At 67.2% G+C, this 24,791-nt stretch carries 20 protein-coding genes and 3 tRNA genes; 15 read left to right on the top strand and 8 right to left on the bottom strand.

All coding sequences use genetic code 11. The annotated features are described in order from the left end of the window. Nucleotides 1–21: 21 nt before the first annotated feature. From pstC to rnt, 9 genes are all read left to right on the top strand, one after another. Nucleotides 22–990 (top strand): phosphate ABC transporter permease subunit PstC, encoded by a 969-nt coding sequence (pstC, locus tag C0R07_RS14140; RefSeq protein WP_019185892.1) that lies wholly within the window; start codon nucleotides 22–24, stop codon nucleotides 988–990. After that, the gene (pstA, locus tag C0R07_RS14135) at nucleotides 990–1,856 is read left to right on the top strand and encodes a phosphate ABC transporter permease PstA (protein ID WP_102789200.1); all 867 of its coding nucleotides are present in this window, start codon (nucleotides 990–992) and stop codon (nucleotides 1,854–1,856) included. Before pstC ends, pstA begins: the two co-directional genes overlap by 1 nt. A 19-nt stretch (nucleotides 1,857–1,875) precedes the next feature. Continuing rightward, nucleotides 1,876–2,706: a phosphate ABC transporter ATP-binding protein PstB gene (gene pstB, locus C0R07_RS14130; RefSeq protein WP_019185894.1), complete on the top strand. Its 831-nt coding sequence runs from the start codon at nucleotides 1,876–1,878 to the stop codon at nucleotides 2,704–2,706. A gap of 65 nt (nucleotides 2,707–2,771) precedes the next feature. After that, a complete protein-coding gene (phoU, locus tag C0R07_RS14125) occupies nucleotides 2,772–3,479 on the top strand; it encodes a phosphate signaling complex protein PhoU (RefSeq protein ID WP_019185895.1) in 708 nt (235 codons plus the stop codon). Nucleotides 3,480–3,697: 218 nt separating this feature from the next. Continuing rightward, on the top strand, nucleotides 3,698–4,072 hold the full coding sequence (locus tag C0R07_RS14120; protein WP_102789199.1) for an HvfA family oxazolone/thioamide-modified RiPP metallophore: 375 nt from the start codon (nucleotides 3,698–3,700) through the stop codon (nucleotides 4,070–4,072). Beyond that, nucleotides 4,059–4,931 (top strand): HvfB family MNIO-type RiPP peptide maturase, encoded by an 873-nt coding sequence (locus C0R07_RS14115; RefSeq protein WP_428991908.1) that lies wholly within the window; start codon nucleotides 4,059–4,061, stop codon nucleotides 4,929–4,931. Before C0R07_RS14120 ends, C0R07_RS14115 begins: the two co-directional genes overlap by 14 nt. Next, nucleotides 4,924–5,679, top strand: a complete 756-nt coding sequence (locus C0R07_RS14110; RefSeq protein WP_102789231.1) for an HvfC family RiPP maturation protein — start codon at nucleotides 4,924–4,926, stop codon at nucleotides 5,677–5,679. Before C0R07_RS14115 ends, C0R07_RS14110 begins: the two co-directional genes overlap by 8 nt. A 24-nt stretch (nucleotides 5,680–5,703) precedes the next feature. Further along, complete coding sequence (locus tag C0R07_RS14105; protein ID WP_070471817.1) at nucleotides 5,704–6,243, top strand: HvfX family Cu-binding RiPP maturation protein; 540 nt, start codon at nucleotides 5,704–5,706, stop codon at nucleotides 6,241–6,243. Between the two features lie 81 nt (nucleotides 6,244–6,324). Beyond that, entirely contained in the window at nucleotides 6,325–6,912 is a 588-nt protein-coding gene (rnt, locus tag C0R07_RS14100; protein WP_046272216.1) for a ribonuclease T, read from the top strand. 6 nt (nucleotides 6,913–6,918) lie between these two features. Here the strand turns inward: rnt and C0R07_RS14095 are convergent, their stop codons facing one another. The 3 genes from C0R07_RS14095 to C0R07_RS14085 all read right to left on the bottom strand — a co-directional run bounded on the left by C0R07_RS14095 (nucleotide 6,919) and on the right by C0R07_RS14085 (nucleotide 12,241). Next, nucleotides 6,919–9,858, bottom strand: coding sequence for a ligand-binding sensor domain-containing diguanylate cyclase (locus C0R07_RS14095; protein ID WP_102789198.1), 2,940 nt, complete (start codon nucleotides 9,856–9,858; stop codon nucleotides 6,919–6,921). Nucleotides 9,859–10,100: 242 nt separating this feature from the next. Next, nucleotides 10,101–11,516 (bottom strand): sensor histidine kinase, encoded by a 1,416-nt coding sequence (locus tag C0R07_RS14090; protein WP_102789197.1) that lies wholly within the window; start codon nucleotides 11,514–11,516, stop codon nucleotides 10,101–10,103. Beyond that, entirely contained in the window at nucleotides 11,513–12,241 is a 729-nt protein-coding gene (locus C0R07_RS14085) for a response regulator (RefSeq protein ID WP_019185902.1), read from the bottom strand. Before C0R07_RS14085 ends, C0R07_RS14090 begins: the two co-directional genes overlap by 4 nt. Nucleotides 12,242–12,413: 172 nt before the next feature. Here C0R07_RS14085 and C0R07_RS14080 point away from each other — a divergent pair, with 172 nt between their 5' ends. From C0R07_RS14080 to C0R07_RS14070, 3 genes are read left to right on the top strand one after another with little or no spacing between them, the layout of a single operon-like run. Then, nucleotides 12,414–13,682: an efflux RND transporter periplasmic adaptor subunit gene (locus C0R07_RS14080; protein WP_070427566.1), complete on the top strand. Its 1,269-nt coding sequence runs from the start codon at nucleotides 12,414–12,416 to the stop codon at nucleotides 13,680–13,682. Continuing rightward, complete coding sequence (locus C0R07_RS14075) at nucleotides 13,679–15,649, top strand: MacB family efflux pump subunit (RefSeq protein WP_102789196.1); 1,971 nt, start codon at nucleotides 13,679–13,681, stop codon at nucleotides 15,647–15,649. Before C0R07_RS14080 ends, C0R07_RS14075 begins: the two co-directional genes overlap by 4 nt. Next, nucleotides 15,646–17,085 (top strand): efflux transporter outer membrane subunit, encoded by a 1,440-nt coding sequence (locus tag C0R07_RS14070; protein ID WP_102789195.1) that lies wholly within the window; start codon nucleotides 15,646–15,648, stop codon nucleotides 17,083–17,085. Before C0R07_RS14075 ends, C0R07_RS14070 begins: the two co-directional genes overlap by 4 nt. 127 nt (nucleotides 17,086–17,212) lie before the next feature. Here C0R07_RS14070 and rlmB read toward each other — a convergent pair whose 3' ends face one another. From rlmB to rnr, 3 genes are all read right to left on the bottom strand, one after another. Continuing rightward, nucleotides 17,213–17,959, bottom strand: a complete 747-nt coding sequence (gene rlmB, locus C0R07_RS14065) for a 23S rRNA (guanosine(2251)-2'-O)-methyltransferase RlmB (protein WP_019184367.1) — start codon at nucleotides 17,957–17,959, stop codon at nucleotides 17,213–17,215. A 97-nt stretch (nucleotides 17,960–18,056) separates the two neighbouring features. Beyond that, nucleotides 18,057–18,533 carry a GFA family protein gene (locus C0R07_RS14060; protein ID WP_102789194.1) on the bottom strand — a complete coding sequence of 159 codons (477 nt, stop codon included), beginning with the start codon at nucleotides 18,531–18,533 and terminating at the stop codon, nucleotides 18,057–18,059. Between the two features lie 94 nt (nucleotides 18,534–18,627). Then, nucleotides 18,628–21,096: a ribonuclease R gene (gene rnr, locus C0R07_RS14055; protein WP_070473714.1), complete on the bottom strand. Its 2,469-nt coding sequence runs from the start codon at nucleotides 21,094–21,096 to the stop codon at nucleotides 18,628–18,630. A gap of 128 nt (nucleotides 21,097–21,224) precedes the next feature. On the opposite strand from rnr, the gene C0R07_RS14050 reads away from it, so the two are divergent. The 3 genes from C0R07_RS14050 (at nucleotide 21,225) to C0R07_RS14040 (ending at nucleotide 21,868) form a co-directional block, all read left to right on the top strand. Further along, nucleotides 21,225–21,311 (top strand) — tRNA-Leu (locus tag C0R07_RS14050). Between the two features lie 175 nt (nucleotides 21,312–21,486). Continuing rightward, nucleotides 21,487–21,573 (top strand) — tRNA-Leu (locus C0R07_RS14045). Between the two features lie 208 nt (nucleotides 21,574–21,781). Then, nucleotides 21,782–21,868 (top strand) — tRNA-Leu (locus tag C0R07_RS14040). Nucleotides 21,869–22,022: 154 nt separating this feature from the next. Here the strand turns inward: C0R07_RS14040 and C0R07_RS14035 are convergent. Continuing rightward, the gene (locus C0R07_RS14035; protein WP_102789193.1) at nucleotides 22,023–23,594 is read right to left on the bottom strand and encodes a DHA2 family efflux MFS transporter permease subunit; all 1,572 of its coding nucleotides are present in this window, start codon (nucleotides 23,592–23,594) and stop codon (nucleotides 22,023–22,025) included. 7 nt (nucleotides 23,595–23,601) lie between these two features. Then, nucleotides 23,602–24,783: a multidrug efflux MFS transporter periplasmic adaptor subunit EmrA gene (gene emrA / locus C0R07_RS14030; protein WP_046272032.1), complete on the bottom strand. Its 1,182-nt coding sequence runs from the start codon at nucleotides 24,781–24,783 to the stop codon at nucleotides 23,602–23,604. Nucleotides 24,784–24,791 lie beyond the last annotated feature (8 nt).

Below are 24,791 nucleotides of genomic sequence, written 5' to 3'. Positions count from 1 at the left end.
ACTCGGGCCCCCGCCTCAGCCATGAATGCCATCGCCCAGCCTGTTCCCGCACCGTCCCTCCGCGACCTGCGTGATGCCCGCAACGACACACTGTTCCGCTGGGTACTGATCGCCACCGTCATCCTGGTGCTGGTCGCCCTGGCCTGCGCCGCGCTCTCCATGCTATGGGGCGGCCGCCATGCCCTGCAGGAGCAGGGCCTGAGCTTCTTCTACTCGTCCGAATGGAATCCGGTCGAGAACAAATTCGGTGCGCTCGCACCGATCTACGGCACCCTCGTCACCGCCCTGATCGCGATGGTCATCGCCGTCCCGGTGAGCTTTGGTATCGCCTTCTTCCTGACCGAAGTCGCCCCGCGCTGGCTGCGTGGCCCGGTCGGTACCGCCATCGAACTGCTGGCCGGTATCCCCTCGATCATCTATGGCATGTGGGGCCTGTTCGTGCTGGTGCCGGTGATGACCGAGTACGTCACCCCGTTCCTCAACGACCACCTGGGCACGATGCCGATCATCGGCCCGCTGTTCCAGGGCCCACCGCTGGGCATCGGCGTGCTCACCGCCGGCTTCGTGCTGGCGATCATGGTGATCCCCTTCATCTCCTCGGTGATGCGCGAAGTGTTCCTCACCGTGCCGACCCGCCTGAAGGAATCGGCCTACGCGCTGGGCTCCACCAAGTGGGAAGTGAGCTGGGACATCGTGCTGCCCTACACCCGCTCGGCGGTGATCGGCGGCATCTTCCTGGGCCTGGGCCGCGCGCTCGGTGAAACCATGGCGGTGGCCTTCGTGATCGGCAACAGCGTGCGCCTGTCGCCGTCGCTGCTGGAACCGGGCACCACGATTGCCGCGCTGATCGCCAACGATTTCGGCGAAGCCACTGAAACCTACCGCTCGGCGCTGCTGCTGCTCGGCTTCGTGCTGTTCATCGTGACCTTCGTGGTGCTGGCGATCGCCCGCCTGATGCTGATGCGCCTGGCCCGCAAGGAGGGCAACTGATGTCCACCGCCAACGCCCAACCGCTGTACCTGCGCCGCCGCATCGTCAACGTGGTCGCGCTGGTGATGTCCTGCCTGACCGCGCTGTTCGGCCTGTTCTTCCTCGGCTGGATCCTGTGGACGCTGGCCTCCAAGGGCCTGGCCGGCATCAACCTGGACCTGTTCACCAAGATGACACCGCCGCCGATGCAGGAAGGCGGCCTGGCCAATGCGTTCTTCGGCAGTGCCGTGATGTGCGGCCTGGCGATCGCGATCGGCACCCCGCTGGGCGTGCTCGCCGGCACCTGGCTGGCCGAGTACGGCAACTTCCGCAAGGCCGGCACGGTGGTCCGTTTCGTCAACGACATCCTGCTCTCGGCGCCGTCGATCGTGCTGGGCCTGTTCGTCTACACCCTGTATGTGATGCAGACCGGTGGCCAGTTCTCGGCCTTCGCCGGTGCGCTCTCGCTGGCCTTCATCGTGCTGCCGGTGGTGGTGCGTACCACTGATGAAATGCTGCGCCTGGTGCCCTCGCAGATGCGCGAAGCAGCGCTGTCGCTGGGTATCCCGCAGTGGAAGGTGACCGTGCAGGTGCTGTACCGCAGCGCCGCCGCCGGCATCGTGACCGGCATCCTGCTGGCGCTGGCCCGCATCTCCGGTGAAACCGCGCCGCTGCTGTTCACCGCCTTCGGCAACCAGTACTGGAACAGCAACGTGTTCCAGCCGATGGCCTCGGTCCCGGTGGTGATGAACCAGTTCGCCGGCAGCCCGTATGAATCCTGGCAGGTGCTGGCCTGGGCCGGCGCGCTGGTGCTGACCGTGTTCGTGCTGCTGGTCAGCCTTTCCGCGCGCGGCATCCTGCTGCGCAACCGTATCTCCCATGACTGACCTTTCCACGGACATCGCCATGAACGATCTCTCCAATGCCGTGCCGATGCAGCGCATCGTGGTCCCGGCCTCGCATGAAAACCTGCAGACCCCGGCGCCGATCAAGCTGGCCGCGCGCGGTCTGGATTTCTACTACGACAAGTTCCATGCGCTGAAGGGCATCGACCTGGAGATTCCGGAAAAGCGCGTCACCGCGCTGATCGGTCCCTCCGGTTGCGGCAAGTCCACCCTGCTGCGCATCTTCAACCGCATCTACGCGCTGTACCCCAAGCTGGAAGCGCGTGGTGAAGTGCTGCTGGATGGCGAGAACATCCTCTCGCCGAAGTACCCGATGAACCGCCTGCGCAGCAAGGTCGGCATGGTGTTCCAGAAGCCGGTGCCGTTCCCGATGACCATCTTCGAGAACGTGGCCTACGGCATCCGCCACCACGAGAAGCTCTCCAAGTCGGAGATGACCGACCGCGTCGAACAGGCCCTGCGCCAGGGCGCGCTGTGGGACGAGGTGAAGGACAAGCTCAACCAGAGCGCGCTGGGCCTGTCCGGTGGCCAGCAGCAGCGCCTGTGCATCGCCCGCGCCGTGGCCCTGCGCCCGGACGTGCTGCTGCTCGACGAGCCGACCTCGGCGCTGGACCCGATTTCCACCAGCCGCATCGAGCAGCTGGTGGAAGAGCTCAAGCACGACTACACGATCGTCATCGTGACCCACAACATGCAGCAGGCCGCGCGCGTATCCGACTACACCGCCTTCATGTACCTGGGCGACCTGATCGAACACGACCGCACCGAAGTGATCTTCTCGCAGCCCAACAAGCAGCAGACCGAGGATTACATCACCGGTCGTTTCGGTTGATCGGTGCTGTCCCCTCACCAACTGTCCCAGCCAGGCATGGCCTGGCGCTACCCGGATTGCAGACCATGAATCTTCCCAACGACCACATCGTCAAGAGCTACGACGAAGAACAGCAGCGCCTGGTGGCCGAGATCGTGCGCATGGGCGAGATGGCCGTCGCCCAGCTGGAGGCGTCCATGGACGTCATCGAGAAGCGCGACGAGAACGCGGCCCAGCGCATCATCGCCAACGATGAAGCCATCGATGCGCTCGAGCAGCACATCAGCCACGACGTCATGCGCCTGGCGCTGCGCGGGCCGATGGCACGCGACCTGCGCGAGATCCTGGCCGGCCTGCGCATTCCGGCCGACATCGAACGCATCGGTGATTACGCCGCCAACGTGGCCAAGCGCTCGATCGCCCTGAGCAAGGTGCCGCCGCTGCCGCAGATCCAGGGCCTGCGTGCGCTGGGCCGGCTGGCCGCGCAGCAGGTACGCCGTGCGATCGAAGCCTACCGCGACAACGACGCCGCCGCGGCGCTGGAACTGCGCGACGACGATGCCCGCCTGGACGCGCAGTACACCGCGCTGTTCCGCGAGCTGCTGACGTACATGATGGAGGACCCGCGCAACATCACCCCGTGCACCCATCTGCTGTTCATGGCCAAGAACCTGGAACGCGTGGGCGACCATGCCACCAACATCGCCGAGAACGTGTGGTTCCTGGTGCATGGCGAGCAGGCCCTGCCGCCGCGCGAGAAGCGCGACGAGACGAGCAGCACCGATCACGTCTGAGCGTGTGCTTCAAAAAACGGAAAGCAAAAGCCGCTGCCTTCGGGTGGCGGTTTTTTTGTTGCCGGAGCGTCCGGGCGCTCCGGGAATGACGCACTGCACTTCACGAAACGTTGAATCCTGTGTGAGGATTCGATGAGCCGGGCCGGTCCACCATGGCCGCACCTGCTGCCCCCACGCCGCCATCCCGGGCCCCGGCCCCTTGCAAGGAGATCCACCCGATGAGCACACCTACCCGCGCGCAGTCCCTGTTGGCAGCGGCTACGCTGGCCGCCGGCCTGGGCGTGACCGCATCGGCGTCCGCGTTGAGCATGACCGACCTGGCCCAGGGCTACCTGGTGGCCGGCCAAGCGGCGACCAAGGCGGCCGAAGGCAAGTGTGGCGAAGGAAAATGTGGTGCACACGGCGACAAGGCCGGCAGCACGGCGGGCGACAAGGCCGCGACCGCCGGTGCCAAGACCGCCGAAGGCAAGTGTGGGGAAGGCAAGTGCGGTGCCGACAAGGGCAAGGCCGCCGGCGACAAGGCAACGGCCGGTGGCGACAAGAAGACGGCGGAAGGCAAGTGCGGCGAAGGCAAGTGCGGTGCCAGGCACTGACCTCCCCACCAAGGGCCTGGCCCGGTTGCCGCTGCCTGCGGCGGCGACCGGACTTGGCTTGCGCCGCGCCCTGCTGCAGGACCTGCGCGAGGCGCCCGCGGGTGATCTGGACTTCCTCGAATGCGCGCCGGAAAACTGGATGGGCGTCGGTGGGCCGGCCGGCGATGCACTGGCCGAACTGGCCACGCGCCACCCGCTCACCTGCCACGGGCTGTCGCTTTCGCTGGGCAGCACCGCGCCTCTGGATACCACCCTGCTCGACCAGGTGGGACGCTTCCTGGAGCGGCACAAGGTGCCGCTGTACAGCGAACACCTGAGCTACTGCAGCGATGACGGCCACCTCTACGACCTGCTGCCGATTCCCTTCACCGAGGAAGCGGTGCGTCATACCGCAGCGCGTATCGCCCGGGTGCAGGATCTGCTGGGCCGGCGCATCGCGGTGGAGAACGTGTCCTATTACCTCGCCCCGGAGCCGGCCATGGACGAACTGGCCTTCACCACGGCGGTGCTCGCCGAAGCCGATTGCGACCTGCTGCTGGACGTCAACAACGTCTACGTCAACGCCTACAACCATGGCTACGACGCTGACGCCTTCATTGCCGGGCTGCCGGCTGGGCGCATCGTCTGCCTGCATGTGGCCGGTCACCTCGATGAAGCCCCTGACCTGAAGATCGATACCCACGGCAGCGCGGTGATCGATCCGGTCTGGGCGCTGCTCGCCCGCACCTATGCCCGCATCGGCGCGCGCCCCACTCTGCTGGAACGGGATTTCAATTTCCCCCCGTATGCCGAACTGCGTGGCGAGCTGCACACCATCCGCCAGCTGATGGCCGCTCATGCCGGAGGCCGGCATGACTGACGCCCCCGCGCGTCTGCACGCGCAGCAGCGAGCCCTCACCGCGCACCTGCGCGATCCGGCCCAGGTTGCCGCGCCCGAAGGGTTGGATGCACGCCGGCTGGGCATCTACCAGCGGTTGGTGTTCAACAACGTGCTCGGGCTGCTTGGCAACGGCTTCCCGGTCTGCGTGCGCCTGCTTGGCGAGGCAGCGTGGTCTGCGCTCATCCGGCGTTTCTTTGCGGCGCACCCGGCGCAGACCCCGTTGTTCACCGAACTGGCCGCCGAGTTCGTGCAGTGGCTGCAGCACCAGGCCACGCTGCCCCATCCGGCACTGGCCGAACTGGCCCATTACGAGTGGGTGGAAACGGCCCTCTACCAGTGGGATGCGTCCCCCCTGCCGCCCTCGCCCGGCCTGGACCCGATGCACGCGGCGCTGCAGCGCTCCCCCCTGGCCTGGCCCCTGCTCTATCGCTGGCCGGTGCACCGGCTCGGCACCGATGACGCGCCCGCGCAGCCCGGCCCCGAGCCGACCGGGTTGCTGGTCCGGCGCGACCCGGACGGGCAGGTCCGCTTCGCCGCCGTCAGCCCGATGGCCGCGCAGCTGCTGGAGCTGATCGGTCAGCATCCCGGCAGTACCGGCACCACTTGCCTGCAGCAGCTTGCGCAGGCGCACGGCATGGCGGCCGATGCGCTGCTTTCGCCCGGCGCCGCCCTGCTGCGCCAGTTCCACGACAGCGGCGTGATCGGGCCTGCCGCGCCTGTTTCCTGACCCCTCCACCAAGGAAGTACCTCCATGAAGTCACTGCATCTGGTCGCCCTGCGCGACCGGCTGGATCGTCTCGGCCCGTGGTTCGCGCCGCTCGGCCTGCGCTTGCTGATGGGCTGGGAATATTTCGAGTCCGGCCGCGAAAAACTTCGCGGCCAGAACTGGTTCGAGGACCTGCAGCACGCCTTCCCATTCCCGTTCGACCAGCTGCCGGCCGCACTCAACTGGCAGTTGGCCACCTGGTTCGAACTGATCGGCGCGGTGTGCCTGCTGCTCGGGCTGGGCACGCGCCTGGCCGCGAGCTGCCTGCTGGTGCTGACCGTGGTCGCCACGGCCGCCGTGCACTGGCCGATGCACTGGGATGGGTTGGCCGAGCTGGCAATGGGCTATGTCATCACCGACCAGGGCTTTGGCAACTTCAAACTGCCGCTGCTGTTCATGGCCATGCTGCTGCCGCTGGCCCTGCAGGGTGCCGGCCCGTTGAGCCTGGATCACCTGCTGCACCGCGGCCGCGGGCGCACGCCGGCACTGGCCTGGGCGCGGGGGGCATACAGGTCGCTCTGCTAAACTGGGGCGATGACTGACGACCTCCCCCGCTCCGACGCGCCGGCTGCTGCCGACGCACTGCCCGCTGCCGCCCAGCGCTTGATGGCGACCCGCTTCCGCGGCTTCCTGCCGGTGGCGGTGGACGTGGAGACCGGCGGATTCGACTCGGATCGCCACGCCCTGCTGGAGATCGCCGCGGTGCCGATCGAGATGGACGAGACCGGCCTGCTCTATCCCGGCCAGACCGCCAGCGCCCATGTGGTACCCGCCGAAGGCCTGGAGATCGATCCCAAGTCGCTGGAGATCACCGGCATCATCCTGGACCACCCCTTCCGGCTGGCCAAGGTCGAGCGCGACGCGCTGGACCACATCTTCGCACCGATCCGGGTGGCGATGAAGAAGTACGGCTGCCAGCGCGCGATCCTGGTCGGGCACAACGCCCACTTCGACCTGGGTTTCGTCAATGCGGCGGTCAACCGGACCGGCCACAAGCGCAACCCGTTCCACCCCTTCAGCGTGTTCGACACCGTCACCCTCGGCGGCATCGCCTATGGCCAGACCGTGCTGGCACGCGCGGCCACCGCAGCCGGGCTGGGCTGGGATGCCGATGAGGCGCACAGCGCGGTGTATGACACCGAGCAGACCGCCAAGCTGTTCTGCAAGGTCGCCAACAGCTGGCCGCGCCCCTGAGCGGCATCAACCGATAGCGGTTCTGTCGCGCCCTTCGCTCTTGGCCCGGTACAGCGCGCGGTCGGCGCGCTGGTAGAGCAGCATCGGCGTGCGGTCGGCGGCATCCAGTTCGACCAGGCCGGCGCTGAAGGTCACCGTCAGCCCCGGGATGCCTGCCCAGTCGGGGTGGTCATGGAACAACCCGCGCAGGCGCGCGCAGACCTGGGCGGCTTCGTCCAGGCGGGTGTCATTGAGCAGCAGCGCGAATTCTTCGCCGCCGGTACGCGCCGGCATGTCCGAATCACGGCAGGCCGAGGCCAGCAGCCGCGCCACTTCCACCAGCACCACATCGCCCACCCAATGGCTGTGCCGGTCGTTCACTTCCTTGAAGTGGTCGATGTCCAGCACCACCAGGCACAGAGGGTGGTGGCTGCGCTGCGAGCGCGCGAAATCACGCGCCAGCGCTTCATCGAACGCGCGCCGGTTGGGCAGCCCGGTCAGGGCGTCTTCGCGGGCCTGCCGCTCGAAGGCCTCGGCCTGCACTGCCAGCCGGTCAGCCAATTCTGTCTTCTCCAGATTCAGCGCCTGCAGGTTCACCGTCTGCGTCTGCAGATCCAGCGTCGCTTCCTTCACCATCCGTGCCAGCCGTACATTGCTGGCCTTGTAACGGTTGATCAGATACCGGTACAACGCGATCAGCCCGGCCAGCAACATCAGCGCGGCGACCAGCTGCACACTGCGGCGTTGCCACAGGAACGGTTCCACCGTGAATTCCCACACCGCTTCACTGTCGCTCCAGGCACCGCCCGGATGCGCAGCGGACACGTGCAGCGTGTAGTCGCCCGGCGGCAGGCCGATGAACTCCACGCTGCGTTGCTGGCCGCGCTCGATCCAGCCTTTGTCCAGGCCATCCAGGCGGGTGCGGTAGCGGATACGCTCGGAAAGCAGATAGCTCAGCCCGACGTAACTCACGCTCAAGCGGCGCCCGCCGGGAATCGAATTATGGTCGCTGCCCTGCCAATGCAGCGGCGCCCCATCGACCTGCACGCTCTCGATCACCGCCGGCGGCGCCAGGCGCTCGCGGAAGCGCTGCAGCCGCAGCGGGTCGACCATGCTCAGGCCACCAGCGGTCACCACCCAGAACGTGCCGTCCTGACGCAGGATCGCCGATGGCCCGGAGCTGCCGTTGGCCTGTGAATTGGCCATGCCGTCGATCTCGTTGTAATGCTCGACCTCCACCCGCGCGGCGCGCCCGTCAGCGACGGCATTGAGCATCGCCATGTCGGTGCGCAGCACGCCGCGGTTGCTGCTGATCCAGACATTGCCGACCCGGTCGGGCACCAGCTGGAACACGGTGTCCACCGGCATGCCCTGCTCCAGGCCGACCCGCGCCAGCGTGCCTTGCTGGTAGCGGTACAGGCCGCGGTCGGTGCTGATCCACATCGCATCGCCGATCTGCTGGAAGCCGAACACGCTGCGCCCGCCGCCCAGGCGCTGCAGGTCGATGGCCTGCACCCGGTCGCCGCGCAGCACCCGGATGCCCTCGATGGTGCCGATCCACAGCCCGCCCTCAGCATCATGCGCCAGCGCGGTGATCAGCCCGGTCGGCATGCCGGGAATCGCCGGCTGCCCGACCTGGCCGGCCTCGATGCGGATCACGCCTTTCTGGGTCCCGGCCCAGACGACCCCGTCGCGGTCGATGCTGATCGCGCGGATGTTGCCGCCCGGCAGCCCTTCGGCGTTGCCGTAGACGTGCAGGCGCTGGCCCTGTTCGTTGATCTGGAAGATGCCGTCGCCGAACGTGCCGACCCACAACCTGCCCTCACGATCCTGGGCCAGGCTCAGCACCGATGGGCTCTTGCCAACGTTGTTGCGCAGCGGCACCGGGCTGAAGCGCCCCTGCGCGTCGCGCCGGTCCAGGCCGCTGGCGCTGCCGATCCAGAGCTGGCGCAGGCGATCCTCGAACACCGTGCGCACGTAGTCGCCGCTGAGCCCGTCGCGCTCGGTGAAGCTGCTGAACAAAGTTTCGCGCAAGCGGTACAGGCCGCCATTGGCGCCCACCCAGATGCTGCCCTCGGCGTCTTCGCGCAGGCTGACCACGCGCCCCCCGGGCAGCGACAGCCCGGTCGGCAACCGCTCCAGCCCGTGCCGCGACAAGCGCAGCAGGCCCTGGTTCTCGGTGCCCAGCCACAGGTCGCCGTGGCGGTCCTGCAGCATCGCAGTGATGTGGGTCACCCCCGGCAGGCGGTGCTGCAGCAGCGGCGCCCCATCCTGCATGCGGTAGATGCGCTCACCGGCCACCACCCACATCACCCCATCGGGCGCGCGGTACGGCCATACCAGGCCGCGCCCCAGTCCCCAGCTGTCCGGCGCGCGGCGCTGCACGCCATCGGTGTCGCGCACGACCAGGCCGTCCAGCGTGCCAACCCAGACCCGGTCCTGCGCATCCACCACCAGCTTGGTGAAACTCATCGCCATCGGCACGTCGGCCGGCGGCGTCTGATAGTCGAACGTGCCGTCCGGGCCCAGGCTGCCGATACCCTTGCCTTCGTACAGCAGCCACAGCCGCCCGTGGCTGTCCATCTGCATCGCCTGGATCAGCACCTGCGGGGTATCGGGGCGATGCTCCCAGACCTGCCAGCGGCCGTCCGCGCCGCGCCGGGTCACATTGCCGCGCGAATCACTGATCCACAGCCCGCCACTGCGGTCCACCAGCAGCGCGCCGACGCCGTTGTCGCGCAGGCCCGGCGTGGTGCTGCGGTCGAATACCGTGAAATCCAGCCCGTTGTAGCGGACCAGGCCTTCCCAGGTGGCGAACCACAGATGCCCTTCCGGGGTCTGGGCGATGTCGCGCAGCGAGTTGTGCGGCAGCCCGTTGCGCGAGGTCCAGACATCGATCGCATAGTCACGCAGCGGCGGCGGGCCATCTTGGGCCGAGAGCGACCACGGGACCACGCACAGCAGCATCAGCTACAGCGCAGCCGCCTGCAGGGTCGGCATGCCCGGGAACTTCAGTTGTGCCGGCCGCCACCGGTTCCTGCCCCCCCGATCGCTCATCCGTATGGATCAGCCTTGGGCAGGCGCTGTGCGCATGGGGGGAACGGCCGTGCACCAGCGCGGGGGCTGGCAGAGTCGTACGCTCTCATGGGGGAGACGCTGGAAAGAGATGCCCATAGTAGGCAAATCCTTGCGTTTTGGGGGAGCCGGCGTCAGCCGCCGCGGGATCCGGCCGGGGCCCGCGCCGGCGAGCTCCAGCGCACGATGGCCTCCAGCCCGCCCTGCGGATGGTTGCGCAGGTGCAGGCTTGCCCCATCCTTCTCGGCCAGTGCGCGGGCGATGGTCAGCCCCAGCCCGGCCCCGCCGGTCTGGCGCGAACGCGAGGTTTCCAACCGCACGAACGGGTCGAAGACCGCTTCCAGCTCATCCTCGGCCAGGCCGGGGCCGCTGTCGCGGATGCGGACCTCGACGTCCTGCCCGGATTGCTTCACGCGCACCCGTGCGGTCTGGCCATACATCACCGCGTTGTCGACCAGGTTGGAGAACAGGCGATGCATCGCCAGCGGCCGCAGCATCAGCACCGCCCCGCTCGGCTGCTCGAAGCGCACATCCCCACCGGCCTCGGCGGCATCTTCCACGATGCTTTCCAGCAGCGAATCCAGGTCCAGCGCGGCCCGCTGTTCGGCGCTCTCGGCGCTACGGGCCAGCTCCAGGCCTTCGCGGATCAGAGCCTGCATCGCGGCCAGGTCGCCGATCAGGCGCTCACGCAGGGTCTCGTCGGTGACGTTCTCCAGCCGCAGGCGCAGGCGGGTCACCGGGGTCTGCAGGTCGTGGGTGATCGCCGCCAGCATCTGGGTGCGTTCACCGAGGTGGCGCTGCAGGCGTTTCTGCATGGCGTTGAACGCCTCCGCGGCGCGGCGGACCTCGAACGGGCCGGTCACCGGCATCGGCGCGCCCTGCAGGTCATCGCCCAGCGCCGCGGCGGCATCAGCCAAGCGCTGCAGCGGTGCACTGGCCATCCGCGCCACGATGTAGGCAAGGATCGCGATCGCCACCACCAGCAGGGTCAGGAACAGCGGGTCCACGGCAAGCACGCCGTTATGCGCAACCGCCGGGGAATCCAGCGCCAGCCGCAGCGGGGTGCCATCGCTCAGCTGCAGGGTCACCACACGGCACTTGGGCGGAATGAAAGACGGGTCACGCTCACGCGGCGGATGCCGCATCTTTTCCTTGTCGCGCGGCGGCGGCAGCAGTTCCGGCAGCCGCGGCAGGCAGGAGCGGAAGGAGGTGAAGGCGACCTGGCTGCTCGCCACCGGCCCGGGCCGGTCATCGAGGATCTCCATCAACGCCGCGTCGGGCCGGCCGATGCGGGCGCCCTCGGGCAACTGGCGCACGCTCGGCCCGCCACTGCCGAGAAGGCGCTCGCGCAGTTCCGGATTGCCGTCGAGCAGGTTCACGAAGCCCTGCAGGCGATCAGCGATGCGGTTGAGATTCTGCCGTTCGAATTCCTGCTGGCGCTTGGTGCTGGCCAGCATGGTCGCGCCGATCGCGGCCACGCTCATGCCCAGCAGCAGGATGACGAACAATCGTCCCACCATCGAGGAAAAGAAACGGCGCAGGCGTGTCATTCCAGGGTGACCGCCGCCGCAAGCACATAGCCTTCGTTGCGCACGGTCTTGATCAGGCCATCGCTGCCCCCGTCATCGGCCAGCTTGTTGCGCAGGCGGCTGACCTGCAGGTCGATCGCGCGGTCCTGCGACTCGTAGTTGCGGCCGCTGCTCAGCGAGACCAACTGCTCGCGGGACAGCACTTTGTTGGCATGCCCGACGAAGACGCGCAGCAGGCGGAACTCGGCGCCGGACAGCACCACCACTCGCCCGTCGGGATCGACCAGGTGGCGATGTTCCAGATCGAATATCCAGCTGGAGAAGCGCGCGCGGCGGATCGCCAGCGGCTCCAGGTTGGCCGGCAGCGCCTCGGTGCGACGCAGCACGTTGCGGATGCGGGCAAGCAGTTCGCGCGGCTCGAACGGCTTGGCCAGGTAATCGTCGGCACCCATCTCCAGGCCCAGCACGCGGTCGATCGGCTCGCTGCGCGCGGTCAACATGATTACCGGCGTGCTCGAACGCGCACGCAGATCGCGGCACAGGGTCAGGCCGTCTTCGCGCGGCAGGTTGAGGTCGAGCACGATCAGGTCCACGTGCTCGCGCTCCAGCAGCTGGCGCATGCCGTGGCCATCGCCGGCAGTGCTCACCAGGTAACCGGCGCGGCCGAGCTGCTCGGCGAGCAGCTGGCGGATATCGTTGTCGTCATCGACGATCAGCAGTCTATGCATGCTGTTGGCAGTCTCCATGCGGTGATCATCCCCTGTCGGGAGCTGAACCGCATCTCATGGTTTGCGTACGTCTGTTTCAAAGGGTCATGCAGATACATAACGAAACGCCCTGTGCACCGCAGGGATACATCTTGGTACACGGCGAGCATTGAGCCGGCGGTGAACGATCTTCACAATGCTGACAACGCCGATGCACCGGCCTGCCGAGTTGACGATCATCGTGAAGCCCCGTTTGCCCAGAACCCGCCGTGCCCGTCTGCTGCTGTTGCTCGTGGTCGTCATCCTGATCGCCGCGATTGTGGCATGGATGCTGCGCAAGCCGGCCGCCCCCACCCTGGCCACGTCACCGGTCAGCCGCGGCGACATCGAACAGACCGTGGAAGCCACCGGCGTGATCGACGCCTACAAGCTGGTCAGTGTCGGCGCACAGGCCTCCGGCCAGATCAAATCATTGAAAGTCCAGCTCGGCGATACGGTCAAGGAAGGCGACCTGATCGCCGAGATCGACGCCACCACCCAGCAGAACCAGGTGCTCAATGCCCAGGCCTCGCTGGACCAGGTCAAGGCGCAGCGCGCGGTGCAGCAGGCCAGCCTGCGCGAAGCCGAGCTGGAGTTCGCCCGCCAGCAGCAGATGCTCGCCGCCGAGGCCACTTCGCGCGCCGAGTTCGATGCGGCCGACGCCCAGCTCAGGACCGCGCGTGCCCAGATCCAGTCCTTCGATGCACAGATCAAGGGCCGCGAAACCGAACTGGGCACCGCCCGCGCCAACCTGGCCTACACCCGCATCACCGCGCCGATGGACGGCACCGTGGTCGCCGTGGTCGCCGAAGAAGGCCGCACCGTCAACGCCAACCAGACCGCGCCGACCATCGTGATGCTGGCCCGCCTGGACCTGGTCACGGTCAATGCCGAAGTTTCCGAAGCGGACGTGGTCAAGATCAAGGCCGGCATGCCGGTGTACTTCACCACGCTGGGTGAGCCGGACCGCAAGTTCCACGCCACGCTGCGCCAGATCAATCCGGCGCCGGCCTCGATCGCCAACGACAGCTCGAGCAGCTCCAGCTCGTCCAGTTCCAGTTCCAGCACGGCGGTGTACTACAACGCGCTGTTCGACGTGGAAAACCCCGACGGCACGCTGCGCATCGACATGACCGCGCAGGTCTCGGTGATGCTCAAGCAGGCCAAGGACGTGCTGATCATCCCGGCCGTTGCACTCGGCCCCAAGACCCGCGACGGGCAGTACATGGTGCGCGTGGCCGATGCCGATGGCATGCCGGCGCCGCGCAAGGTCAAGATCGGCATCAACAACGGCGCCAATGCCGAGGTGCTGTCCGGGCTGGCCGAGGGCGACAAGGTGATCGTCGGCGAAGGCGGCGGCCTGCAGGGCACCGGTGGCGGCAACCGCGGCGGCAGCACGGTGCGGATCGGCGGCCCCGGCATGGGCGGGCCGCGCCGATGAGCAGCGCCTCGACGGGCACGCCGCTGCTGCGGCTGCGCGACCTGCGCCGCGAATTTCCGGCGGGCGATGAGACCATCGCAGTGCTGCGCGATGTCAATCTGGACATCGCCGCCGGCGAGATGGTGGCCATCGTTGGCCAGTCCGGTTCGGGCAAGTCCACGCTGATGAACATCCTCGGCTGCCTGGATCGGCCGACCCGTGGCAGTTACCAGGTCGCCGGCCGCGAGACCGGCCGCATGGAGCCGGACGAGCTGGCCGAACTGCGCCGAGAGCATTTCGGTTTCATCTTCCAGCGCTACCACCTGCTCGGCGATCTGGATGCGCGCGGCAATGTCGCCGTGCCGGCCGTGTACGCCGGCAGCCCCGGCCCGGTGCGCACCGCACGCGCCGAACAGCTGCTGCAGCGGCTCGGCCTGGGCGACCGCATGAACCACAAGCCCGGCCAGTTGTCTGGTGGCCAGCAGCAGCGCGTGTCGATTGCTCGGGCGCTGATGAACGGTGGCGAGGTGATCCTGGCCGATGAGCCGACCGGCGCGCTGGACACCCGATCCGGCGAAGAAGTGATGGGCATCCTCGGCGAGCTGCATGCCGAAGGCCACACCATCATCATCGTGACCCACGACATGAGCGTGGCCGAACACGCCCAGCGCATCATCGAAATCCGCGACGGCGAGATCATTGCCGACCGCACCAATCCGAATGCACCGCACTACCGCGCGCAGCGCCAGCCCACCGTGGCCGCCGGCAAGGGCCACAGCTGGCGGGCCGCGCGCGACCGCTTCACCGAAGCGTTCCGCATGGCCCTGCTGGCGATGAACGCCCACCGCCTGCGCACCTTCCTGACCATGCTCGGCATCATCATCGGCATCGCTTCGGTGGTCTCGGTGGTGGCGATGGGCAACGGCTCGCAGCAGCAGATCCTGCAGAACATCAGCGCACTGGGCACCAATACGATCGATGTGTATCCCGGGCGCGGGTTCGGCGACATGCGCTCGGCCCGCGTACAGACCCTCAAGGCCAGCGACGCCGATGCACTGGGCCGGCAGAGCTATATCGACAGTGCCACGCCGAGCGTCTCCTCCTCGGTGACCGCGCGCTACCGCAACCAGTCGGCCACCGCGCAGGTCAACGGCGTGGGCGAGCAGTTCTTCCGGGTCAAGGGCGTGACCCTGGTCGCCGGCAGCTTCTTCGATACCGATGCGGTGCGCAGCCTGGCCCAGGTGGCGATCATCGACGAAAACACCCGCACCCAGTTCTTCCCCAATGGCGAGGACCCGGTGGGCCAGGTGATCCTGCTCGGCAACGTGCCGGTGCGCGTGGTCGGCGTGGCGCAGCGGCAGAGCTTCGGTTTCGGCGGCAGCACCAGCCTGAGCGTGTGGGTGCCGTACACCACGGTGATGTCGCGGATGCTGGGCCAGAGCCATGTGTCCAGCATCACCGTGCGCGTGGACGATGCCACCCCGATGGATGCCGCGCAGGCCGCGATTTCCAAGCTGCTGATCATGCGCCACGGCACCGAGGATTTCTTCCTCAGCAACAGCGCCGAGATCCGCCAGACCATCGAACAGACGACCCGCACGATGACCCTGCTGATCAGTGCCATTGCCGCCATCGCGCTGCTGGTCGGCGGCATCGGCGTGATGAACATCATGCTGGTCTCGGTGACCGAACGGACCCGCGAGATCGGCGTGCGCATGGCCGTCGGCGCGCGGCAGAGCGACATCCGCCAGCAGTTCCTGATCGAGGCGGTGCTGGTGTGCCTGCTCGGCGGTCTGCTCGGCGTCGGCCTGTCGCTGGTGGTCGGCTGGCTGTTCGGCAAGTTCGCGCCGGACTTCCAGATGCTGTTCTCGACCGCGTCCATCGTGGCCGCCTTTGCCTGCTCCAGCCTGATCGGCGTGGCGTTTGGTTTCCTGCCGGCCCGCAATGCCGCCCAACTTGATCCCGTGGAGGCGCTGGCGCGCGAATGAAGATTTCTCCTGCTCTGCTGCACCCCGCTTCGCTGCGTCCACTGGTCCTGGCCTGCGTGACCGCACTGGCCTTGTCGGCCTGTGTCAGCACCGGCCGCTACCCGATCGATGCACCGGCGGTCCCTGCGACCTATGGCCGTGGCGATGCCACGTTGAACACCCCCACCGAAGCGGTGACCGAACAACCGCATGCGGCGACGGCCGATGTCCGCAGCGATGCCTGGTGGACCCAGTTTGGTGACCCCGGCCTGGACCGCGTGATTGATCGCGCCCTGGCCGCCAATACGGACCTGGCCTCGGCCGGGCTGGCCGTGCAGCGCGCGCGCCTGCAGGCCGGTCTGGCCGACAACGCGCTGTGGCCGCAGCCCTCGGGCAGCGTCAGCAGCAGCGGCAACCGCCCCATCGACCAGAGCGCGGACTGGAACCGCGGCAGCTCGGCCGGCGTGTCCCTGCAATGGGAGATCGACCTGTGGGGGCGCCTGCGCACTCAACGCGACATCGCCCAGTGGGAAGCCAAGGCCAGCCAGGAAGACCTGCAGAACACCGCGCTGCTGGTGATCAGCGACGTGGCCACGCAGTACTGGACGCTGGCCTTCCTCAACCAGTCCATTGCCGCCGGCCAGGCCAACCTGGAGCGCCTGCAGCGCACCCGCGAGCTGGTCCAGGCCCGCTTCGATGCAGGTGCGGTCTCGCGGCTGGACGTGCGCCAGGCCGCCCAGAGCCTGGAGGCACAGCGTGCCGCGCAGAGTGCGCTGGTGCAGCAACGCGTTGCCGCGCGCAATGCGCTGACCGTACTGCTGGATGGGCAGCCGCTGGCCGTGGCCGACGAGCCGCAACAGCTGCAGCGCGTGGCCAGCCCGGTGATCGCCGAAGGCCTGCCGGCCGATCTGCTCGGCCGCCGGCCCGACCTGCGCGCGGCCGAGCTGCGGCTGCGCAACAGCCTGAAGACCATCAAGGTGACCGCGACCCAGTACTACCCGGCGCTGAGCCTTACCGGCAGCGTGGGTACGGGCGCCACCTCGCTGTCGGACGTGCTGAAGAATCCGGTCGCCACGCTCGGCGCCGGGCTGTCGCTGCCGTTCCTCAACGTGCGGCAGGCGCAGTTGAACACCCGGCTGGCCGGCACGGATTATCAGATCGCGGCCAACGGCTTCCGCCGCACGCTGTACACCGCGCTGTCGGAGGTGGACAACGCCTTGTCGGCGCGCACGCAGTTCGCCACCCAGGTGGCAGCCTCGCAGGCGTCCTACGACGAAGCGGTCGAGATCGAGCGGATGTATGAAGTGCGCTACCGGGTCGGCGCCACCGACCTGCGCACCTGGCTGGAAGCGCAGCAGACCCGGCGTGATGCGGAGCTGTCGCTGGCCTCGGTAAGGCAGCGACAGTTGATCAACGATGTGACGTTGTTCAAGGCATTGGGCGGCAGCGCAGGCTGACGCCGGGGGGTAGAGCCGACCGTTGGTCGGCTGCTCTACGCGGGCGGACGGCAGCCGACCAACGGTCGGCTCTACGTGGGTGGGTCGGCAGCCGACCAACGGTCGGCTCTACCCCCGCGCGCGGGGATTACAGGCCGCGCTGGCGGACGGCCTCGAACAGGCTCACGCCGGTGGCGACGGAGACGTTCAGGCTCTCGATATCGCCCGGCATCGGAATCTTGACCAGGCCATCGCAGTTTTCACGGGTCAGGCGGCGCAGGCCGTCGGCTTCGCCGCCCAGCACCAGCGCCACGTTGCCCTTGAGGTCGATCGCGTACAGCGACTCGGTGGCTTCACCGGCCAGGCCGTAGATCCACACGCCCAGCTTCTGCAGGTCCTTCAGGCAGCGCGAGAGGTTGGTCACCTGCACGACCGGAATACGGTCGGCCGCGCCGGCCGAGGTCTTGCGCACGGTCGCGTTGACCGAGGCCGACTTGTCCTTGGGAATGATCACCGCCGTGGCACCGGCGGCCGCTGCGCTGCGCAGGCAGGCGCCGAGATTGTGCGGATCCTGCACTTCATCAAGGATCAGCAGCAGGGCCTTGCCCTCGGCCGCTTCGACCAGCCCTTCCAGTTCGTTCTCGCCCCAGGTCCGCGCGGCCTGGTAGCGCGCCGCCACGCCCTGGTGACGCACCGAACCGCCCACACCGTCCAGCGCCTGGGTGTTCACCTTGCGCACGTCGATGCCCTTGCGGCGTGCGTTTTCCTCGATCTCGGTCAGACGCGGATTCTTCGCACCGGCCTCGATGAGGACCTCGCGGACGTTCTCGGCATCATTCTCGATCGAAGAGGCGACGGCGTTGACGCCGACGATCCACTGGCTTTGCTTGCTCATTGCGGGGGGCGGGACCGGTAAAGGGGTTGGTAATGGTAGAGCATCAAGGCCCACCCTGCCCTGCCGGGCGTTCACGGGGGGCGTTCACGGCCTGCCTTCAGCGGGGTGGCCACTCGCTGGTGTCGTGGTCGGGGTGCTGGTGGGAAACGATATGCAGCAGGAAGTCGCCGGCCTCGGCATCCTCCTCGCTGCGCAACGCGCTCAGCGAGCCCAGGCGGTCCACGAAGGGCAGCTTGGCTTCGATCCCGTACTGGATCGTCGGCGGCAGGCGGGCCGGCTCGTCGAAAGCGCCCGCCGCGATCGCCACCCCATCCGGGGCTTCGTAGGTCAACGGGGTGCCACAGTCGGCGCAGAAGCCGCGCTGGACCATGTTGGAGGACTGGAAACGCCGGGGCTCGCCGCGGGTCCAGCGGAACTCGCTGCCACGCACCGACACCAGGGGGGCGTAGTACGCGCCGAACGCCTTCTGGCACATCCGGCAGTGGCAGATCGAGCTGTGGGTCAGCTCACCGACCACGTGGAAGCGGATCGCGCCGCACTGGCAGCCGCCGCTGTATTCGGGGAGGGACGGCATGGGATCGCTCCGACGGGGTCCGTGGGAAACACCATGCCACCCGCGGGGGGCGGGTGGATGGTCCGCGTACCGGCCGAGGGCCGGTACGCGTGGATCAATACTTCTGTTTCTGGCGCTTGGCCGGCTGGCCGCGCGGCGGCAGCTCGGGCAGCGAATCGTCCTTCTCTTCGACCAGGCGGAAGTCGATCTTGCGCTCTTCCATGCTGGCCTTGAGCACCAGGATCCGCACCCGGTCGCCGAGACGGTAGATCTTGCCGCGGCGCTCGCCGTTGAGCGTCTTGCGCACCGCGTCGAACTGGTAATAGTCGTGCGGCAGCTGGGTCACGTGGACCAGGCCGTTGACCTTGGATTCGTCCAGTTCCACGAACAGGCCGAAGCTGGTCACGCCACTGATCACGCCATCGAACTGGCCACCGACGTGCTTTTCCATCCACGCGGCGCGGTAACGCTCGTCCACTTCGCGCTCGGCTTCATCGGCACGACGCGCACGCTCGGAGCACTGCAGCGCCAATGCCGCCATCTCGCGCGGCGAGTAGGTGAACTTCTCCGGTGCGGCCCCGCTGAGCGCGTGCTTGATCGCACGGTGCACCAGCAGATCGGGGTAGCGGCGGATCGGCGAGGTGAAGTGCGCGTACGCATCCAGTGCCAGGCCGAAGTGGCCCAGGTTGTCCGGCGAATACACCGCCAGGCTCTGGCTGCGCAGCAGCACCGATTCCAGCAGTGCTGCGTCCGGTCGGTCGCGCACCTTCTTGAGCAGCTTGGTGAAATCGGCCGGCTGCACCTTCGACCACGGCGGCAGGCTCAGCTTGAATTCCTTCAGGAACTCGAGCAGGTCGGCGTACTTGGATTCCGGCGGGCGCTCATGGTCACGGAACGGCGCCGGCACGTGCTTGGCCAGCAGGTAGCGCGCAGCCTGCACGTTGGCCGCGATCATGCATTCTTCGATGAGCTTGTGCGCATCGTTGCGCACCATCATCCCGGCCTGGGTGACTTCGCCGGTGTTGTCCAGCACGAAGCGCACTTCGGAGGTTTCAAACTCGATCGCACCGCGGCGGGTACGGGCCTTGGCCAGCACGTGATACAGCTGGTACAGGCGATCCACCTGCGGCATCAGCGGACCGATCGCCTTGCGCGCGGCCGGGTCGTTCTCGCCCACCGCTTCCCAGACCTGGTTGTAGGTCAGGCGCGCGTGCGAATTCATCACGGCTTCGTAGAACCGCGAGTGGATGACCTCGCCCTCGCGGTTGACCTGCATGTCGCAGACGAAGCACATGCGGTCGACCTTGGGCATCAGCGAGCAGATGCCGTTGGACAGCGTCTCCGGCAGCATCGGCACCACGAAGCCCGGGAAGTAGACCGAGGTCGCGCGCTTCTGCGCTTCATCATCCAGCGGCGTACCAGGACGCACGTAGTTGGAAACATCGGCGATCGCCACGACCAGGCGGAAGCCTTCAGCATTCGGTTCGCAATAAACGGCGTCGTCGAAGTCCTTGGCATCCTCGCCATCGATGGTGACCAGCGGCGTGTTGCGCAGGTCTTCGCGATGGCCGATCTGTTCCGGGGTGACCACCATCGGCACTGCAGTGGCTTCAGCCAGCACTTCCGCCGGGAACTCGAACGGCAGTTCATGGCCGTGGATGGCGGTTTCCACCACCAGCGACGCGGTCAGCTTGTCGCCGAGCACCGCGATGATGCGGCCGATCGGCGGGCGGCGGGTATCCGGCGCCTGGGTCAGTTCACAGACCACCAGCTGGCCATCCCGGGCATCGCCGGTCTGGTCGGGTGGGATCTGCACGTTGCGCTGCACGCGCTTGTCGTCGGGCACCACGTAGTTGATGCCGAACTCGACGCTGAAGCGGCCGATCAGGCGGCTCATGCCGCGCTCCAGCACACGCGAAATGCTCGCCTCGCGGCGGCCACGGCGATCGATGCCGGTCACGTTGACCAGCACGCGGTCGCCATGCAGCACCTTGCGCATTTCAAACGGCGGCAGGAACAGATCGTCGCCACCTTCGACCGGGCGCAGGAAGCCAAACCCTTCCGGGTTGGCGATCACCACGCCGGTGATCAGGTTGACCGCCTGCAGCGGCGCGAATCCGCCACGGCGGTTCTGCACCAGCTGGCCGTCACGACACATCGCGCCCAGGCGCTTGCCCAGGGCATCGGCGCGGTCCGGCTCGGTCAGGCCGAGATGGATGGCGATCTCTTCGGCGGTCTGCGGGCCATCGCAGCGGTCGAGCAGCTGCAGGATCGCCTCGCGGCTGGCGATCGGCTGCGCATAGCGCTCGGCCTCGCGGGCGGCGAAGGGATCCAGCTGCACTTCACCGTCCAGCGGGGTGGGATGCGGGCGGCGACGGGTCGGGATGGGACCGGCGTGCGCGGGCTTGGGGCCCCGCTTGTTGCCACGCGGCGGCTCAGGGGTGTTCAGGGATTCGGGCATCCAGGGTGGCAGCTTGCCGGCCTTCTTGGCGGCAGCGCGGGGCTTGCCCGACGGACCGGCTGCCTTCTTGGGCGCCGGGGACTTGGGGGCTTTCGCGCCCTGGGTCGGTTTCTTTGGTTTCATTGACCTCAATAGTAACCGCTGCGGGTGTGCAGAACCGGTCAGCAGCACTGCCTGTGCAGGATTGTGAAGAAATTTCACAAAACCGTTGACAAGCCTCACGGACATGCCCAGAATTCGCCCCCTGAGTCGCCCAGGTGGCGGAATTGGTAGACGCACTAGCTTCAGGTGCTAGCGGGGGCAACTCCGTGGAGGTTCGAGTCCTCTCCTGGGCACCATGACTCGGAAAATGATCAAACCCGCGCAAGCGGGTTTTTTCGTTTCTGGCGTCCGCGCCACGCACGATTCGCGCGGGATGGACCGCGATGACGCTGCAATGCGTGGCAAATGAAATTTCCTGCGAAATCCTGTTGACACAATTCCGGATCTCCCGCAGAATTCTCCTCCTGAGTCGCCCAGGTGGCGGAATTGGTAGACGCACTAGCTTCAGGTGCTAGCGGGGGCAACTCCGTGGAGGTTCGAGTCCTCTCCTGGGCACCATGACTCAGAAAATGATCAAACCCGCGCAAGCGGGTTTTTTCGTTTCCGGGCGTCGGCGATGCGCGGCCCTGACCTGCGCCGACGCGCGACGCCCGATGGTCGCCGCATCGAACGTGCGATGACGCGACGAACGATCTGGCACGAAAAAATTTCCACCCGATCCTGTTGACACAATCACGCTTCTCCCGCAGAATTCTCCTCCTGAGTCGCCCAGGTGGCGGAATTGGTAGACGCACTAGCTTCAGGTGCTAGCGGGGGCAACTTCGTGGAGGTTCGAGTCCTCTCCTGGGCACCATGACTCGGAAAATGATCAAACCCGCGCAAGCGGGTTTTTTCGTTTCTGGCCGCCGCGCCCGGAAAGGCACGGAGCGCATTCCACGCTGGTCAGGAACCACAAAAAAACCCCGCCTTTCAGCGGGGTTTTTTCGTTTCAGCTTACCGCGAACACCTCAATGCCCACCGGCCGAGGCGGCACCCGCGCCTGCGCCGAACGGCGGCTTGGCCAGCCACAGGAAGGCGATGATGGCCAGGAAGATCCAGCCCAGCAGGAAGAAGATGTCGTTGAAGCCCATCTGCGACGCCTGGTGGTTGATCATGTTGTTGAGCGCGGCCGCGCCATGCTGCAGGTCGCCCTGCCCCATCGCGGTCACCTGGTCCTGCATGCCCGGGGTGTAGCTGGAGATGTGTTCGGTCAGATGCGCGTGGTGTTCCTGGGTACGGCGTGCCCACAACCACGTGGTCAGCGAAGCGGCGAAGCTGCCGCCCAGCGTGCGCAGGAAGGTGGCCAGGCCGGAGCCCGCGGCGATCTCGCGACCGTCCAGATCCGACAGCAGGATCTGCAGTACCGGCATGAAGAACAGCGCCACACCGATACCCATGATCAGCTGGATGCCGGCCACGTGGCCGAAGTCCACCTGCAGGTTGAACCCCGAGCGCAGGAAGCTGGTGAAGGACAGGAAGATGAAGGCGATCGTGGCCAGCATGCGCATGTCGAAGCGCGAGGCGTACTTGCCCACGAACGGCGTCATGATCACCGGCAGCACGCCGATCGGTGCGGTCGCCAGACCGGCCCAGATCGCGGTGTAGCCCATGTCACGCTGCAGCCACTGCGGAATCAGCAGCGCCACGCTGAAGAACGCCGCATACGCCACCACCATCGCCAGCGTACCGGCGCGGAAGTTGCGATGCCGGAACAGGCGCAGGTCGACGATCGGGTCCTTGTCGGTCAGTTCCCAGATCAGGAACACCGCCAACGCCACCACCGACACACAGGCCAGCACGATGATCTTGGTCGAACTGAACCAGTCTTCGTCGTTGCCCAGATCGAGCACCAGCTGCAGCGCGCCCACGCCGATCACCAGGGTGATCAGGCCGACGTAATCCATCTTCGGCTTTTCAACGTGCTCCGGGCGTCCCTTGAGCTGGTTGCCCACCACCAGCGCGGCGAAGATGCCCAGCGGCACGTTGATCAGGAAGATCCATTCCCAACTGTAGTTGTCGGTGATCCAGCCCCCGAGGATCGGGCCGGCGATCGGCGCGACCACGGTGATCATCGCCAGCAGCGCCAGCGCCTGCCCGCGTTTCTCACGCGGGTATAGCGAAACCAGAAGGCTCTGCGTGATCGGGTACATCGGGCCGGCGACGAAGCCCTGGATCGCACGCGACACCACCAGCATGCCCATGCTCTGGGCCAGGCCACACAGCAGCGAGGCCAGGGTGAAGGCCAGCGTGGCCCATACGAACAGCTTGGTCTCGCCGAAACGGCGGCTGAGGTAACCGGTCAGCGGCAGCGCGATCGCGGTGCTGACCGCGAACGAGGTGATGACCCAGGTGGCCTGCTGCGAACTGGCACCGAGATTACCGGCGATGGTCGGCAACGAGACGTTGGCGATGGTGGTGTCCAGGACCTGCATGAACGAGGCCATCGCCAGCCCTGCGGTACACAGGGCGACGTTGGCCGGCCGGAAGGCCATGCCTGGCGCCGCGGGGGCGCCCGGCGCGGCGGGAGCTTGTGCGGACATGGTGGCCTCAGCTCGCCTTGGCCTGCTGCGGCAGGTTGCTCTGGATGATCTGGTGGATCACGTCGTCGGCGCTGTGCAGCTGCTTGGCGTAGACGTCGGTATCGAACACTTGGCCCTTGGCGGTTTCGGTCGGCAGCACGGTGCCCTTCTGGTCACGCAGGCTCACTTCGGCCTTGATCGACAGGCCGATGCGCAGCGGATGCTCGGCCAGCTGCTTGGCGTCGATGGCGATACGCACCGGCACGCGCTGCACGATCTTGATCCAGTTGCCGCTGGCATTCTGCGCCGGCAGCAGCGAGAACGCCGAGCCGGTGCCCAAGCCCAGGCTGTCGATGCGGCCCTTGTAGGTCACGTCGCCGCCGTACAGGTCCGAACGCAGTTCCACTTCCTGGCCCAGGCGCATGTGGCGCAACTGGGTTTCCTTGAAGTTCGCTTCCACCCACATCTGCTCGGTCGGCACCACGGCCATCAGGGCAGTGCCCGGCTGCACGCGCTGGCCGACCTGCACCGAACGACGCGCCACGTAACCAGTGACCGGTGCGACGATACCGGCGCGGGCGTTGTTGAGGTACGCCTGGCGCAGCTGCGCGGCGGCGGCCTGTACGTCCGGCTGGGTGGCGATCACGGTGTCATCCACCAGCGCATTGCTGCGCTCGAAGGTTTCGCGCGAGCCGGCCACGGCTGCTTCGGCAGCGGCCAGTTCGGTGCGGGCATGCGCCAGTTCTTCGTTGGAGATCGCGCCGGTGCTGGCCAGATCCTTGCGGCGGTTGAAGTCCTCGCGCACGCGCTTGAGGGTGACCTGGCGCGCGTTCAATTCGGCCTGCGCACCTTCCACGCTGCGGTACAGACCGCGCACCTGGCGGACCGTCTTGGCGAGGTTGGCTTCAGCCTGCTGCAGGGCGACTTCGGTATCGGCCGGGTCCAGCTGGACCAGCAGCTGGCCGCGCTCGACACGCATGCCGTCATCGGCGTTGATCCCGACCACGGTGCCGCTGATCAGCGGGGTGATCTGGACCTGGTTGCCCTGCACGTAGGCATCGTCGGTTTCTTCGAACCAGCGGCCGAACATGAAGTACCACAGGGCCAACGCGGCCAACAGCAGCACCACGATGACCAGCAGGCCGCGCAGCAGCTTGCCGCGACGGGAGGGAGCTGCCTTCTCGGCAGCAGGAGCGGAGGTCTGACTCATGGGGATGA

It is taken from the genome of Stenotrophomonas bentonitica, from assembly GCF_002887735.1.
GTDB classification, from domain to species: Bacteria; Pseudomonadota; Gammaproteobacteria; order Xanthomonadales; family Xanthomonadaceae; genus Stenotrophomonas; species Stenotrophomonas bentonitica_A.
The sequence above is the reverse complement of the archived record's forward strand: the minus strand, read 5'-3'. Positions and strand labels throughout refer to the sequence as shown.